Source organism: Streptomyces sp. NPDC004667, assembly GCF_040609475.1.
In the GTDB taxonomy this organism is placed as follows: Bacteria; Actinomycetota; Actinomycetes; order Streptomycetales; family Streptomycetaceae; genus Streptomyces.
The window spans coordinates 1-14294 of record NZ_JBEXKC010000009.1 but is presented as its reverse complement, the minus strand read 5'-3'; the positions used below and the strand labels follow the sequence as shown (position 1 = coordinate 14294).

The window sequence follows — 14294 nt, the reverse complement described above, 5'->3', positions numbered from 1 at the left end:
CGGCCGCCCGCATCCACCGACGGCCGCCGCGGTCCGACCCGCCGCGGCGGCCCCGTACCACCCCGTACCACCCCGCACCGTCCCGTCCACCTTCCGTCCGCATCCCAGGGGGGACCCCTCATGGCAACGAAGAAGAACCTCACCGCCGACCGCGCGAGCGTCGGCCACAAGGTCCGTTACGCGCTGAGCAACCCGACCCGTATCGCCCCGTACGTCAAGCGGGCCGCGCGCGACAGCTGGCTGCGCTTCAAGCACCCCGACCACGTGGGCTACTACCGGGCGGTCATGGCCTCCGACACCGGCCGCAACCCGGAGGCCGCGGTCGGCAGCCAGACCCACGACCGCTGGCTGGCCCTCGGGAAGATGCAGTTCGACTACCTGCTGGAGCACGGGCTCGCCCCGCGCCACCGGATGCTCGACATCGGGTGCGGGAACCTGCGGGCGGGCTGGCGCTTCATCGACCACCTGGAGACCGGTCACTACTACGGCATAGACATCTCGCCCGACATCCTCATCGCCGCCAAGCGCACGCTGACGGACCGGGGACTTCAGGCCAAGTTGCCGCACCTGACCATCACCCAGGACCTGACCCTCGACTTCCTGCCCGACCGTCACTTCGACGTGGTGCACGCGCACAGCGTCTTCTCCCACTCACCGCTGTCGATCATCGACGAGTGCCTGGCCCACGTGGAACGGGTCCTGGCGCCGGGCGGCCGGTTCGACTTCACCTTCGACCGCACCGAGGGCACCGAACACCAGGTCCTGCGCGAGGACTTCTACTACCGCACCCAGACCCTCGTCGACCTGGCCGCCCGGCACGGCCTCAAGGCCCGGTTCATGGACGACTGGGAGAAGCTCGGCCACGGCCAGTCCAAGATCCGCGTCACCGCCGCCTGAGGCCGCGCCACGGCCCGGGCCGGGAAGCCGCCGTTACGGCTCCCCGCCCCGGGCCGTGGTGTCACATGCTCAAAACTGCGTGCATGGAGACCACTTCGAGCAGCTTCCTTCAAAAACGCCACCGGGGTCCGCTATCTTGCCGAGAGCATGCCAAAGCGGTGTGTCCGCGACCCGGACCGCACGAGGAGCTGCCCGATGAGTGTCATCGACCCACCACCCCGGCCCCGCCGCCCCGCCCGCACACCCCGTACAGCCCGCAGGTCCCCGCTCGCGGCCCTGCTCGCCGCGGCCCTCGCGGTCGCCGGACTCGCCGCCGCCGGTCCCGCCACCGCCCGCGCCGCGACGGGCCCGTTATCCGCGTCCGCACCCGCCGCCCCGGTCTCCACGGCCGGTTCCGTCACCGGCCTCGCGCAGGCGGGCGGCACCTTCACCGTCAGCACCACCAGCGGCGCGAAGGCCCGCGTGGTCGTCGCCCGTGCCGACATCTTCCGGCTCTGGCTGTCCCCCGACGGCTCCTTCTCCGACGATCCGGCCGGCTCCGACCTCGCTCCCACCACCGACTTCGGCCCCGTCGCCGCCTCCTCCACCGACGCGGGCACGTACTACCGGATCACCACCGGCGGCCTGTCCATCCACGTCAACAAATCGCCCCTGCGCTTCTCCGTCTACCGAGCCGACGACTCCACCCCCGTCTGGGAGGAGACCCAGCCCACCAGCTGGGGCGGCGGCCACACGACCCAGTACCTGGCCCGCGGCGCCGACGAGCAGTTCTACGGCACCGGGCTGCGCCTCGGCGAGTGGGCGCTGCGCGGCAAGACCGTCCCCGTCGCCGTCGACAACAAGTGGCGCGAGAACGACAACGCCAGCCCCGCCCCCTTCTACATGTCCACCAACCGCTACGGCGTCATGCGCAACACCTGGGCCCCGGGCTCGTACGCCTTCAACGCCCCCACCACCCTGACCCACGACGAGAACCGCTTCGACGCCTGGTACTTCACCGGCGACTCCCTCAAGTCCGTCCTCGACGCGTACACCGACGTCAGCGGCAAACCCTTCCTGGCCCCGGCCTGGGGCTTCGAGCTCGGCAACGCCGACTGCTTCAACGCCTCGAACCCGGACTACCAGGGCGACCACAACCGCCTCCGCCACCAGACCACGGCCGACGTGGCCGGCTACGCCGCCGACGCCCGCGCCGCCGACATGCCCTCGGGCTGGTTCCTGCCCAACGACGGCTACGGCTGCGGCTACACGGCCCCCCTCAAGTCCACCGTCGACGCCCTGAAGGCCAAGGGCTTCCAGACCGGCCTGTGGACCTCCACCGGCCTGGGCTCGATCGCCGACGAGGTGGGCACGGCCGGCAGCCGGGGCGTCAAGACCGACGTGGCCTGGATCGGCGGCGGCTACAAGTACGCCTTCAACGGCGTCCAGCAGGCCGTCGACGGCATCGAGAAGAACTCCGACGCCCGCCGCTACGTGTGGACCGTCGACGGCTGGGCCGGAACCCAGCGCAACGCCGTCGTCTGGACCGGTGACACCAGCGGCACCTGGGACGCCATGCGCTGGCACGTCCCCGCCATCGCCGGAGCGGGCCTGTCCGCCCTCAACTACGCCTCCGGCGACGTCGACGGCATCTTCGGCGGCAGCCCCCAGACCTACGTCCGCGACCTCCAGTGGAAGGCCTTCACCCCCGCCTTCATGACCATGTCGGGATGGGGCGCCACCAACCCGTCGGCCGGCTACCAGGACAAGCAGCCCTGGCGCTTCGCCGAGCCGTACCTGTCCGTCAACCGCAAGTACCTCCAGCTCAAGATGCGGCTGATGCCCTACCTCTACACGATGAGCCGGACCGCCCACGACACCGGCGTCCCCAGCACCCGCGCCATGGTCCTGGAGTACCCCGACGACCCTGTCGCCCGCGGGAACCTCACCAGCGGCCAGTTCATGGCCGGGGACTCCTTCCTCGTCGCCCCCGTCGTCTCCGACACCTCCGTCCGTGACGGCATCTACCTGCCCGCCGGGACCTGGACCGACTACTGGACGGGGAAGACGTACGCCGGACCGGGCTGGCTGAACGGCTACCGGGCCCCCCTCGACACCCTCCCCCTCTTCGTCAAGGGCGGCGCCGTCGTCCCGATGTGGCCGCAGATGAACCACACGGGGGAGAAGCCCGTCTCCACCCTCACCTACGACGTCCACCCGCGCGGGAACTCCACCTTCAGCCTCTACGAGGACGACGGCCGCACCCGCGCGTTCGAGTCCGGCGCCTACGCCCGCCAGCGCGTGGACGTCACCGCGCCCACCACCGGCTCCGGCACGGTCACCGTCTCCGTCGGCGCACCCACCGGCTCCTACGCCGGACAACAGGCCTCGCGGGGATACGAGTTCACCCTCCACGTGGCCTCCGCCCCCGCGGCGCTCACCGTGGACGGGAGCGCACTGCCCCGCCTCGCCTCGAAGGCCGCCTACGACTCCGCCGCCACCGGCTGGTTCTTCGACCCCGCCGACCGCTCCGGCGTCCTGTGGGTCAAGACGGGCACGAAGAGCGGCGCGTTCACCGTGACCGCCACCGGTACGGCCGTCCCCGCGGCGGACCCGATCCCCACCGGCTCCGCGCCCGTCCCGCAGACGGCCTGGAGCCTGGTCTCCGCCGACAGCCAGGAGACCGCCGCCGAGAACGGCGCGGCCCGCAACGCCTTCGACGGCGACCCGTCCACGATCTGGCACACGGCCTGGTCCTCCGGCAAGCCGGCGGCCCTCCCGCACGAGATCCGCATCGACCTCGGCGCCCGGTACACCGTCGACTCCCTCGGCTACCTCCCGCGGCAGGACGGCGGGGTCAACGGCCGGATCGGCGGGTACGAGGTCTACGTCTCCGACACCACCGCCGACTGGGGCACCCCGGCCGCCACCGGCACCCTCGCGGACACCCCGGCCGCCAAAACCGTCCCCCTCGCCCCCAGAACGGGCCGCTACCTGCGCCTGCGGGCCCTGACCGAAGCGGGCGGGCGCGGCCCGTGGACCAGCGCCGCCGAACTCACCCTCACGGGCCGGCCGACGCCGCTGCCCGCCGACGCCACCCTCGTCAACTCGGCCTCCACGAGCTGTCTGGACCTCCCGCACAGCGCCACCGCCCCCGGGACGCGGCCCACCCTGTACGCCTGCCACGGCGGCCCGAACCAGCGCTGGACCCTCCAGCCGGACGGCCGCCTCACCGGCCTCGCCGGGGTCTGCCTCGACGGCACCGACCCCGCCGCGGTCACCGTCCAGAGCTGCGCCGGCACCCCCGGCCAGAGCTGGCAGCCCGGCCCGGACGGCAGTCTCCGTACGGGCGGCCAGTGCCTGACCCCGGCCGGATCCGGCACCGCCGACGGCACCGCCCTCACCCGCGCCGCCTGCGCAGGCACCCCCGCCCAGCGCTGGACCTTCACTCCGTGAGCCCCCTCCGGCGCCGGACCCTCACCCCCGTGAGCCCCCTCCGGCGCCGGAGCCTCACCCCGTGACCCCCGCCGGGTCGGACACCTCCCCCACGGGTGTCCGGCCCGGCAGCAGCGCCGCCGCGGCCAGACCCGTGGCGGCCAGCCCGGCCAGCACCGGCAGCGCGGCCCCCGCGTCCGGCCCCGAGCCCGCCGCCCCGGCGCCCGCGGCGACCGCGATCCCCAGCGTCGGGCCGACGTTCGCGGCCGTCTGCTTGAGCCCGCCCACCACCCCCGCGTACCCGGGCGGAGCGTCCCCGACCACGGTCCCGGTGGCCGTGACCATCACCGTGCCGAAACCCGCGCCCAGCACCCCGAACGCCACCGGCCCGCCCGAGCCCAGGCCGGCGATCCCGCCCACCACCAGCCCCGTCCCGGTCAGCGCCGTCGCCCGCGGCCCGTACCGGCGTACGGCCCGGGCCGCCACCGGCGCCCCCGCCACCATCAGCGCGGTCAGCGGCAGCACCCGCACCCCGGTCTCCAGCGGACCGAGCCCCCGTACGTCCTGGAGCAGGAACGTGGCCGTGAACAGCGCCCCGAACATCCCGGCGGAGACCGCCATCAGCAGGGCCATCGACGCCGCCACCGGCCTCGACCGCGCCACCGCGGCCGGCACCAGCGGGCGCTCCCCGCGCCGCTCGCCCCGGACGAACAGCGCCCCGAGCCCCACGGCCGCCGCGCAGCCGAGCAGCGTCGGCGCCCCCGTCCAGCCGTGCTCCGGTACGCCGGACAGCGCGTACACGCAGGCCCCGAGCGCCGCCGCGAGCAGGGCGGGCGCAGCCGCCACCGGCCGGCCGCCACCGGCGCCGTCGCGCGCGGGCGGCGGGACCCGCAGGGCCGAGGTCAGCACCGCGATGGCCAGCGCGACGGGCACGTTGAGGACGAACACCGCCCGCCAGTCCGTCCGGGCGACCAGGACCCCGCCGATCAGCGGCCCCGCCGCGGCGGCCACCGCGATCGCGGCGGTCCGCACGGCGACCGCCGACCCCAGCCGCTCCCGCGGGTACGCGACCCGCAGCAGGGCCAGCGTCGCGGGCTGCAAAAGCGCCCCGAACAGCCCCTGGACGGCGCGCAGCGCGATCACCCAGCCGACTCCGGGGGCCAGCGCGATCCCCGCCGAGGCGGCGGCGAAGCCGAGCGAGCCCGTCAGCAGCAGCCGGGGGTGCCCGTACCGGTCCCCGAGCCGTCCGGCGATCACCAGGAAGGCGGCGACGGTGAGCAGGTAGGCGGTGCTGGTCCACTGCACCTGGGCGGCGCTCGCCCCCAGATCGCGGCGCAGGGCGGGCTGCACCACGATCAGCACGGTGCCGTCGAGGGCCACGAGCGCCGCCCCGGCGGCGCCGGCCAGCAGCGCTACCGCCGGCCTCACGAGGGGTCCGCCCCGAGGTGCGCGTCGATCGCGGCGCCGACGAGCCGGGCGACGTACGCCCCCGGGTCCGTGCCGTCCGCCGCGTCCCCGAGCACCAGGGGCAGGCTGCCCGCCCCCCACAGCTGGGCCACCCCGTGCAGGTTCGCCCACAGCGCGGCGGTCGTCACCTCCGGATCGGCCGCCCCGCACCGGGACACGAGCCCCACGAACATCGCGAACAGCGGCCGCGTCGACTCCCGCAGCCGCGGCCCCTCGGAGCCCTCCTGCCCGGTGCTGTCCAGCAGGTCGTGGCGGAACATCAGCTCGAACATCCCGCGCTGCTCCAGGGCGTAGGCCACGTACACCGTCGCCAGCGCGCGCACCCGCTCCCTCGGCGCGGCCTCCCCGGCGCCGGCCGCCGCGAACCGGGCCCCGAGATCGGCGAACCCGCGCCGGGCGATGGCCGACAACAGGGCCTGGTGGGTGGGGAAGTACCGCCGGGGAGCCCCGTGCGACACCCCGGCCCGCCGGGCGATCCCCCGCAGCCCGAGGGCGGCCGTCCCCTCCGCCGTGACCATCTCCACACCGACGTCGATCAGCCGCTCGCGCAGCGGGCTCTCATCCATGGACACTGTCTACCAGTCGGCGTAGACAGTGTCTACTGGTGCTCCGTTGTCCGCCGGGGCGGGCGGATCCGGAACCTTCAGGCGGAGCCCGCCGTGAGCAGCGACTGACCCACCGCCGTACGGGCGTAGAGGACCGAGCGGCCCGCGCGGTGGGCGCTGACCAGGCCCGCGTCACGCAGCGCCGTCAGGTACTGGGACACCCCGCCCGGCGAGAGGCCCGTCCGGGCCGCCAGCTCCGTGGTGGAGGCCGGAGTGTCCAGCTCCGCCAGCAGCCGGGCCCGCGAACGGCCCAGCACGGCGGTCAGGGCGCTGCCGGCAACGGCCGGACGGGACGCCCACAGCCCGCCCGTCCCCCGCGCCGGATAGGCCAGTTGCGGCGGCTCCGGCGGCGCCACCCGGGTCAGCGGCACCGGCCCGGTGAAGGCCGACGGGATCAGCACCAGCCCGGACCCCGCAGTCCCGCGGGACAGGGAACGCTGCCGCAGCGCCAACCGCAGCGCGTTGCCGGACCAGCTCAGCGAGGGGTGCAGGTCGTTGAGGAGACGGGCGGCGCCCTGCTCGGCCACCTGCCGGGAACGGTGGAAGACGTCCGCGTCGAGCACGGTGCGGATCTGCGCCCAGTACGGGCCCAGAGCCAGCTCCCAGTACTGCTCGACCTCCTCCGCCACCCGGGCCAGCCGCCCCTGCGGATCCGCGTACAGGGCCCGCGACCGGGGACCGAGCCGCCCCTGTTCCCGGGCCAACCGGTCCAGGTCCCGGCGCACCGCGGCCGCGGGCGCGGCCCTGACGCGGGCCAGCTCCTGCTCCAGGGTCGGGGCGGGCCCGTCGGGCGCGGGGTTCAGGAAGTCCGGTACGAAGCCCTTCGGCGCGACCAGCTCGGCCAGCCATCCCCGGTCCAGCCCGGCCGCCGCCAGCCGCGGCCGGACCTGTGCGGTCCACGGGCCGTGCACGGGATGGACGGCCCCGGACCTCAGCAACCGCATGCTCGTCCCGACCTCCCACATCGGGGAGACGGCGAAGCGCATCTGTGCCAGGTCGCCGGCGGAGAACGCCAGCCTGACCGGCCCGCCCGGCCCCTCGCGCCGCATCAAGAAGCCCCTGCCTCCCCGCTGATTCACGCATGTGTGAATCCGTGGCGGCGAGCGTACCGGCTGATGGATCATTCCGGCATGACGACCACTGAAACGATCACCGCCGCCGCCTCGGGGACCTGGAAGCTCGGCGACCTGGAGGTCAACCGCATCGGCTTCGGAGCGATGCGCATCCCCCAGAACGGTGCGGCCCTGCACGCCGGTGCCGCCTCCAGCGACCGTGACCGGGCCCTCGCCGTCCTGCGCCGCGCTGTCGAACTCGGCGTCAACCACATCGACACCGCCGCCTTCTACTTCTCCCCGCTCCGCTCCGCCAACGAGCTGATCAACAGCGCCCTCGGCGGCCCCTACCCCGAGGACCTGGTCATCGCCACGAAGGTGGGCCCCGCCCGCGGGGCGTCGGGGGAGTGGACGGAGCACGCCGGCCCCCGCGAGCTGCGCGGCCAGGTCGAGGAGAACCTCCGCCAGCTCGGCCGCGACCACCTCGACCTGGTGAACCTGCGCGTCTCCGGGATACCGGGCGGCGCCACCGCGGTCGCCGAGCGCTTCGGAGTCCTGGCGGAGCTGCGCGAGGCCGGGCTCATCCGTCACCTCGGCGTCTCCAACGTCACCCCCGAACAGCTCGCGGAGGCCCGGTCCGTGGCCCCGGTGGTGTGCGTGCAGAACCCGTACGGCATCGGGATGCGGCCCGACCAGGACGAGTTCGTCCGCTTCTGCGGCGAGGAGGGCATCGCCTTCGTGCCCTTCTACTCCATCGCCACCACCGGCCGCGAGGGCGGCGCGAGCGGCTCGGAGGACGAGGAACTGCTCGCCGTGGCCCGTGCGCACGACGCGAGCCCCGCACAGGTCCGGCTGGCCTGGACCCTGCGGCGCGGCCCGCACGTCCTCGCCATCCCCGGCACCGGCAACCCCGACCACCTCGCCGCCAACGTGGCCGCCGGAGCCCTGCGCCTGACGGACGCGGAACTGACCACCCTGGACGCCGTCCACCGCCGCACCGGCGGGGCCTGACCGCCGGGACACCCGGGCAGGGGCGCGGGTACGGGCGCGGCACGGGCGGACCCCCTCCGGGACACCCGGCCCGCGCCCGGCAGGGTTGCCGCACCGACCGGGCCCTCGCCCGCGCCGGGTCCCGGCCGGGTTCCGCGCCGGGCGGACGGGCCCGTCCGGCACAATCGACGGATGAGCGACGAAGCCCCCGGCGCGGCCCACGAGCCCTCCGGTCCCCACGACCACGACCCGTACCTCTGGCTGGAGGACGTGTCCGGCGAGGCCGCCCTCGCCTGGGTCCGTGAGCGCAACGCCGAGACCGTCGACGCGCTGACCACCGGCACCGACTTCAAGGTGCTGGAACGCGAGGTGCGCGAGGTCCTCGACGACGACGGGCGCATCCCGTACGTCGTCCGGCGCGGCCCGCACCTCTACAACTTCTGGCAGGACGCCGACCGCCTGCGCGGCGTCTGGCGGCGCACCACCCTGGAGGAGTACCGCACCGACGACCCGGCCTGGGAGACCGTCCTGGACCTGGACGCCCTCGCCGAGGCCGAGGGCGAGAAGTGGGCCTGGGCCGGCAGCGCGGTACTCGCCCCCGGACACCGCCACGCCCTCGTCATGCTGTCCCGGGACGGCGCCGACGCCTGCGTGGTGCGCGAGTTCGACCTGGAGGACCTCCGCTTCGTCGACGGCGGCTTCGCCGTCGAGGAGGCCAAGACCCGGATCGGCTGGATCGACCACGACCACGTGTGGATCGGTACCGACTTCGGCCCCGGATCCATGTCCCCCTCCGGCTACCCCCTCCAGGTCCGCCGCTGGCGCCGCGGTACGCCCGTCGCGTCCGCCGAGACCGTCTACGAGGGCCGGCCCTCGGACCTCTCCGCCTCCGGCTGGCGCGACCACACGCCCGGCTTCGAACGGGACTTCCTCTCCCGCCAGATCGACTTCTGGAACCAGGAGCTGTTCCTCCTCCCGGCGGACCCCGACGGTCCGCCCGAGAAGATCGACGTGCCCGACGACGCCGTCGCCTCCGTCCACCGCCGGTGGCTGCTGGTGACCCCCCGCTCGCCCTGGCTCGGCCACGCCCCCGGCAGCCTCCTCGCCTTCGGCCTCGACGCCTTCCGGGCCGGCGACCGCGAGCCCGACGTGCTGTTCACCCCCGACGCGCACACCGCGCTCGGCGGCCACAGCTGGACCCGCAACCACCTCCTCCTCACCACCCGCGCCGACGTCTCCTCCCGCCTGGAGCTCCTCACCCCCGGCCCCGACGGCTGGACCCGCGCCCCGCTCGCCGGCGTACCGCCGCTGTCCACGGCCTCCGTCGTGTGCACCGACCCGGACGAGAGCGACGAGTACTTCCTGAACGTCACCGGCTTCCTCCAGCCCTCCACCCTGCACCGGGGCACCGCCGGAGCGGCCGACGGGGGAGAGGCCGTCAAGCGGGGACCCGCGCTCTTCGACACCGCCGGCCTGGCCGTGAGCCAGTACTTCGCCACCTCCGCCGACGGCACCCGGGTGCCCTACTTCGTCATCGGCCCCCAGGAACGCCCCGGCCCGGGCCCCGCCCTGCTCTACGGGTACGGCGGCTTCGAGATCTCCATGGTCCCGCAGTACAGCGCCGTCACCGGCCGGGCCTGGCTCGCGCGCGGCGGGACCTACGTGGTCGCCGGCATCCGCGGCGGCCGCGAGTACGGACCCGCCTGGCACCAGGCCGCCCTCGGCGCCAACCGCGTCCGCGCCTTCGAGGACTTCGCCGCCGTCGCCCGCGACCTCACCGCCCGCGGCATCACCACCCCCGCCCAGCTGGGCATCGAGGGCGGCAGCAACGGCGGCCTGCTGATGGGCGCCATGCTCACCCGCGACCCCGAGCTGTTCGGCGCGGTCGTCGCCCACGTGCCCCTGCTGGACATGCTCCGCTTCCACAAGCTCCTCGCCGGAGCCAGCTGGACCGCCGAGTACGGCGACCCCGACGACCCGGCCGACCGGCCCCACCTGGAGCACATCTCCCCGTACCACCGGATGCGCGCGGACGGCCCCGCGTACCCGCCGCTGCTCCTGCTCACCTCCACCCGCGACGACCGCGTCCACCCCGGCCACGCCCGCAAGGCCGCCGCCCGGCTGCGCGAACTCGGCCACCCGGTCCTCTTCCACGAGCACCTCGGCGGCGGCCACGGCGGCGCCACCGACCACCGGCAGACCGCCTTCAACGAGGCCCTCGTGCACACCTTCCTGTGGGAGCGGCTGACCCCGCGCAGGTGAAGGCCGTCCGGCGCGCTGCCCCGCCCGGCGCGCCGGGGCTGGTGGAATGGAACCACCGGCGGCCCGCACGGGGCCGCCCGGCGGGCGGAGGCACCGTGTCGGATCGCGACAGCCGCGCGTGGGTCCCGGCACCGGACGAGACCCTCGAAGCGATCGGCACGACCGACGACGAGCACACCACCTGCCGGGAACTCGCCGCCTTCCTCTTCCGCACCCTCTGCGACGCGGTGGCCGTCGACCTGACCGGCGAGGCCGGCCGCGTCGAGCGGGTGGCCCAGGCCGGTGCCGCAGGCCTGCTGCGGCCCCCGGGCCCCGGAGCGGGCGCCGCCGTCCGGGCGGTCGACGCCGGCCACCCGCTGCGCAGCTGGACGCTGCGGCCGGGCGGCCCCCCGGTGCACGGCCTGTCCGTCGAGCTCGCCCGCCACGGCACCTCGTACGGGATCCTCCTCGTGGCGCGCACCGGCGCGGCCTTCACCGACGGGGAGGCCGCCGCCCTGCACTTCGCGGCGCGGGTCGCCGCCGTCCACGTCCGGCACGCCCGGCGCCTCGCCGCCACCGAGAGCGTCGCGCTCGACCTCCAGCGGGCCCTGGTCTCGGACCCAGGCCGGCCGCACCCCAACCTCCTCATCGCGGGCCGCTACCTGCCCGTCGGGCCGAGCGCGCTCGTCGGCGGCGACTGGTACGAGACCGTGCGCCTGCACTACGGGCGGACCCTGCTGGTCGTCGGGGACGTCATGGGCCACGGCCTGGACGCCGCCGTCGACATGAACGCCTACCGCTCCACCCTGCGCGAGGTCGCCTCCACCGACCTGGCCCCCCACCGGGTGCTGCGCCAGCTCGACGTCGTGGTCTCCGAGGACGCCGGGCGGCGCCCCGCGACCTGCCTCCTGGTCCGGGTCGACCCCGCCCGCGGGACCGCGGTCTACGCCAGCGCCGGCCACCTGCCGCCCGCCGTCTTCGCCGCCGACGGCACGGGCCGGCTCCTCGACGTCCCCGTCGGTCCCCCGCTGGGCACCGGCCTCGGCGGCTACGAGTCCGCCGCCCACCCCCTGGGCCCCGACGAGACCCTCCTGCTGTACACCGACGGGCTGATCGAACGCCGGGGCGAGGACATCGACACCTCCCTGGCCCGCCTCACCGCCCTGCGGCTGCCGGGCGGCGCCTCTATCGCCGAAGCCGCGGACGCGGTCGTCGGCGGCCTGGACGCCCTCCACGCCGAGGACGACGTCGCCGTCCTCGCGGCCCGCATCCGCTCCCGCTCCCCGCAGCCCTGATCCGGGCCCCGTCAGGAGAGGGCACGGGCGATCAGGAGGGCGACGTCGTCGTGGGTGTCGGGGCGGCGCAGGGCGGACAGGAGCAGGTCGCAGGTCTCCTCGATGGGGCGGTGCGGGCCGGCCAGGAGGTCGGTGAGGGTCAGCAGCCGGGTGTCGATGTCCTGGTCGCGGGTCTCGACCAGCCCGTCGGTGTACAGCACCAGCTCGTCCCCGGGCGCCAGGGTCAGCGAGGTCGTGAAGAACGGGATGCCGCCGACGCCCAGCGGGACCGCCGACTTCAGGCGCAGGAGCTGCGGGTGGCGACCCCCGCGCAGGTGGACCGGGGGCAGGTGACCGGCGGTGGAGAACAGGCACAGCCGGGTGTGCGGGTCGTAGACGGCGTAGACGCAGGTGGCCATCGCCTCGCCGAGGTCGGCGGTCGCCGCGTCCAGGTGGGTCAGGACCGTCGCCGGGTCCAGACCCAGGCGTCCCAGGGCGCGGGCGGTGGCCCGCAGCTGTCCCATGGTGGCGGCTGCGTTGATGCCGCTGCCCATCACGTCACCGACCACCAGCGCGGTGCGCTCCCCGGTGAGGGGGATGACGTCGAACCAGTCGCCGCCGGTGTCGTCGGCGGCCCCCGCGGGCTGGTACCGGTAGGCGATGTCCAGGCCCGGGGCCGCCGGCGGGGACTGGGGGAGCAGGTGCTGCTGGAGGGTGAGGGCGGCGTGCCGCTGGCGCTGGAACCAGCGCGCGTTGTCGATGGACACCGCCGCGTGGGCCGCGAGCTCCGAGGCGAGCAGCACGTCGTCCGGTCCGAACGGCGCGGAGTTGCGCGCCCGCTTGAGGTCCAGGGCGCCCAGGACCTGACCCCGGGCGATGAGCGGCACCGCCAGGTACGAGTGCAGCCCCGCCTCGCCGAGCAGCCGGGCCGCGTCCTCGTCGCGGGCGATCCGGGGCAGGTCCTCGGGCAGCACGTGCGGTACGAGGACGGGCCGGCCGGTGCGGGCACAGCGGGAGACCAGCCGGGCGGGCCCGTACAGGGCGACGTCCCCGACGGGGTCGGCGGCGGCCTCGGCGGGGGTGCGGTAGGCGGACTTCACCGCCAGCGCCCGGAACCGTACGCCCAGGTCGCCCGTGTCCCCGCCCGGCCGCAGACCCGTCAGGGCCGTGTCGAGGACGTCGACGGCGGCGATGTCCGCGACCTCCGGGACGGCGACGTCGGCGAGTTCCCGGGCGGTGATGTCCAGGTCGAGGGTGGTCCCGATGCGGACGGAGGCGTCCGCGATCAGGGACAGGCGCCGCCGGGCGTGTGCGGCGGACACGGCCGTACGGTGCTGCTCCGTCACGTCCATCACGGACACGGCGACGCCGATCACCCGGTGCGCCTGGTCGTCCAGCCGGTAGAGCGACACCAGCCAGGCGCGCTCGCCGTCGTCGTCCGTGGCGACCCGGCCGGTGGTGAACTCGTCCAGCACGGGTACGCCGGTCGCCATGACCTCGCGCATCCGCTCCTCGATGGCCGAGGCGTCGAGGAAGGGCAGGATCTCGGCGATCCGCTTCCCCAGGTGCCGCTTGGCGGAGACGCCGTTGATGCGCTCCAGCGCCGGGTTGACCAGCACGAAGCGCAGATCGGTGTCCAGGACGGCCAGCCCGAGGGGGGACTGGTCGACCAGGCGCAGGGACAGGGCCAGGTCCCGCTCGACCCGCCGCAGGGTGGCCTGCTCGGAGGCGAGGCCCAGCGCGAAGAGCCGGCCGTTGTCGGCCTGCAGCCGCATGTTGCGGAACTCCACCAGCACGGTACGGCCGTTCCGGTGGCGTACGGGGAACACCCCCGCCCACGAGCCCGAGTCCCCGCCCGCCATGACCCGGGCGAACAGCCCCAGCACCTCCTCGCGGTTCTCGTCCGCGACCAGCAGCGCCGCCGCGTACCGGCCGAGGGCCTCCTCGGCCGTGTATCCGAACAGGGTGGCCGCCTGCGGGCTCCACAGGGTGATCCGGCCGGCGGCGTCCAGGACGATGGCGGCCACGCCGAGGACGTCGAGCAGGGCGCCCGCGGCCACGGACCCGGCCGGCGCGGACCTCACCGCCCCGCGCCGTACCCCGGCGCGCGGGGCGTGGGGAGCGGGCTGCCCATCGGTCATGCAGGCCTCCTCACCCGGACGGACCTCCTTCCATGCTGCGTCCCCGCTCCCGCCCCTGCGACCCGTGCCGGGTACCGGGGGTGCCGGGGCGGCAGCGGAGCGTGCCGGTCCTGGGGCCGGGGGGCCGGGGCGTGGGCGGGGGCGTGGGGCGGGGTCTACGCGACCCTCTTCCCGTCCCACGTGCGCCGCATGATCGTCGACAGCGTGGTCAAC

The 14294-nt window shown here is 75.2% G+C and carries 9 protein-coding genes; 5 read left to right on the top strand and 4 right to left on the bottom strand.

What is annotated here, in order from left to right; translation table 11 throughout:
• Positions 1-120: 120 nt before the first annotated feature.
• Both ABZW32_RS07190 and ABZW32_RS07185 read left to right on the top strand, forming a co-directional pair.
• Positions 121-897: a class I SAM-dependent methyltransferase gene (locus ABZW32_RS07190; RefSeq protein WP_356212348.1), complete on the top strand. Its 777-nt coding sequence runs from the start codon at positions 121-123 to the stop codon at positions 895-897.
• Positions 898-1092: 195 nt separating this feature from the next.
• Positions 1093-4332, top strand: a complete 3240-nt coding sequence (locus ABZW32_RS07185; RefSeq protein WP_356212345.1) for a TIM-barrel domain-containing protein — start codon at positions 1093-1095, stop codon at positions 4330-4332.
• 54 nt (positions 4333-4386) lie between these two features.
• Here the strand turns inward: ABZW32_RS07185 and ABZW32_RS07180 are convergent, their stop codons facing one another.
• From ABZW32_RS07180 to ABZW32_RS07170, 3 genes are all read right to left on the bottom strand, one after another.
• Entirely contained in the window at positions 4387-5739 is a 1353-nt protein-coding gene (locus ABZW32_RS07180; RefSeq protein WP_356212342.1) for an MFS transporter, read from the bottom strand.
• A complete protein-coding gene (locus ABZW32_RS07175; protein WP_356212339.1) occupies positions 5736-6344 on the bottom strand; it encodes a TetR/AcrR family transcriptional regulator in 609 nt (202 codons plus the stop codon). The genes ABZW32_RS07180 and ABZW32_RS07175 overlap by 4 nt, the downstream gene beginning before the upstream one ends.
• A 77-nt stretch (positions 6345-6421) precedes the next feature.
• Positions 6422-7432, bottom strand: a complete 1011-nt coding sequence (locus tag ABZW32_RS07170; protein WP_356212336.1) for a DUF5937 family protein — start codon at positions 7430-7432, stop codon at positions 6422-6424.
• A gap of 81 nt (positions 7433-7513) precedes the next feature.
• On the opposite strand from ABZW32_RS07170, the gene ABZW32_RS07165 reads away from it, so the two are divergent.
• The 3 genes from ABZW32_RS07165 (at position 7514) to ABZW32_RS07155 (ending at position 11961) form a co-directional block, all read left to right on the top strand.
• Entirely contained in the window at positions 7514-8446 is a 933-nt protein-coding gene (locus ABZW32_RS07165) for an oxidoreductase (RefSeq protein WP_356212333.1), read from the top strand.
• A 171-nt stretch (positions 8447-8617) separates the two neighbouring features.
• The gene (locus tag ABZW32_RS07160; RefSeq protein ID WP_356212331.1) at positions 8618-10687 is read left to right on the top strand and encodes a prolyl oligopeptidase family serine peptidase; all 2070 of its coding nucleotides are present in this window, start codon (positions 8618-8620) and stop codon (positions 10685-10687) included.
• A 95-nt stretch (positions 10688-10782) separates the two neighbouring features.
• On the top strand, positions 10783-11961 hold the full coding sequence (locus ABZW32_RS07155) for a PP2C family protein-serine/threonine phosphatase (RefSeq protein WP_356212328.1): 1179 nt from the start codon (positions 10783-10785) through the stop codon (positions 11959-11961).
• Positions 11962-11972: 11 nt separating this feature from the next.
• On the opposite strand, the gene ABZW32_RS07150 is transcribed toward ABZW32_RS07155, so the two are convergent.
• Positions 11973-14081: a SpoIIE family protein phosphatase gene (locus ABZW32_RS07150; RefSeq protein WP_356212325.1), complete on the bottom strand. Its 2109-nt coding sequence runs from the start codon at positions 14079-14081 to the stop codon at positions 11973-11975.
• Positions 14082-14294: the final 213 nt, after the last annotated feature.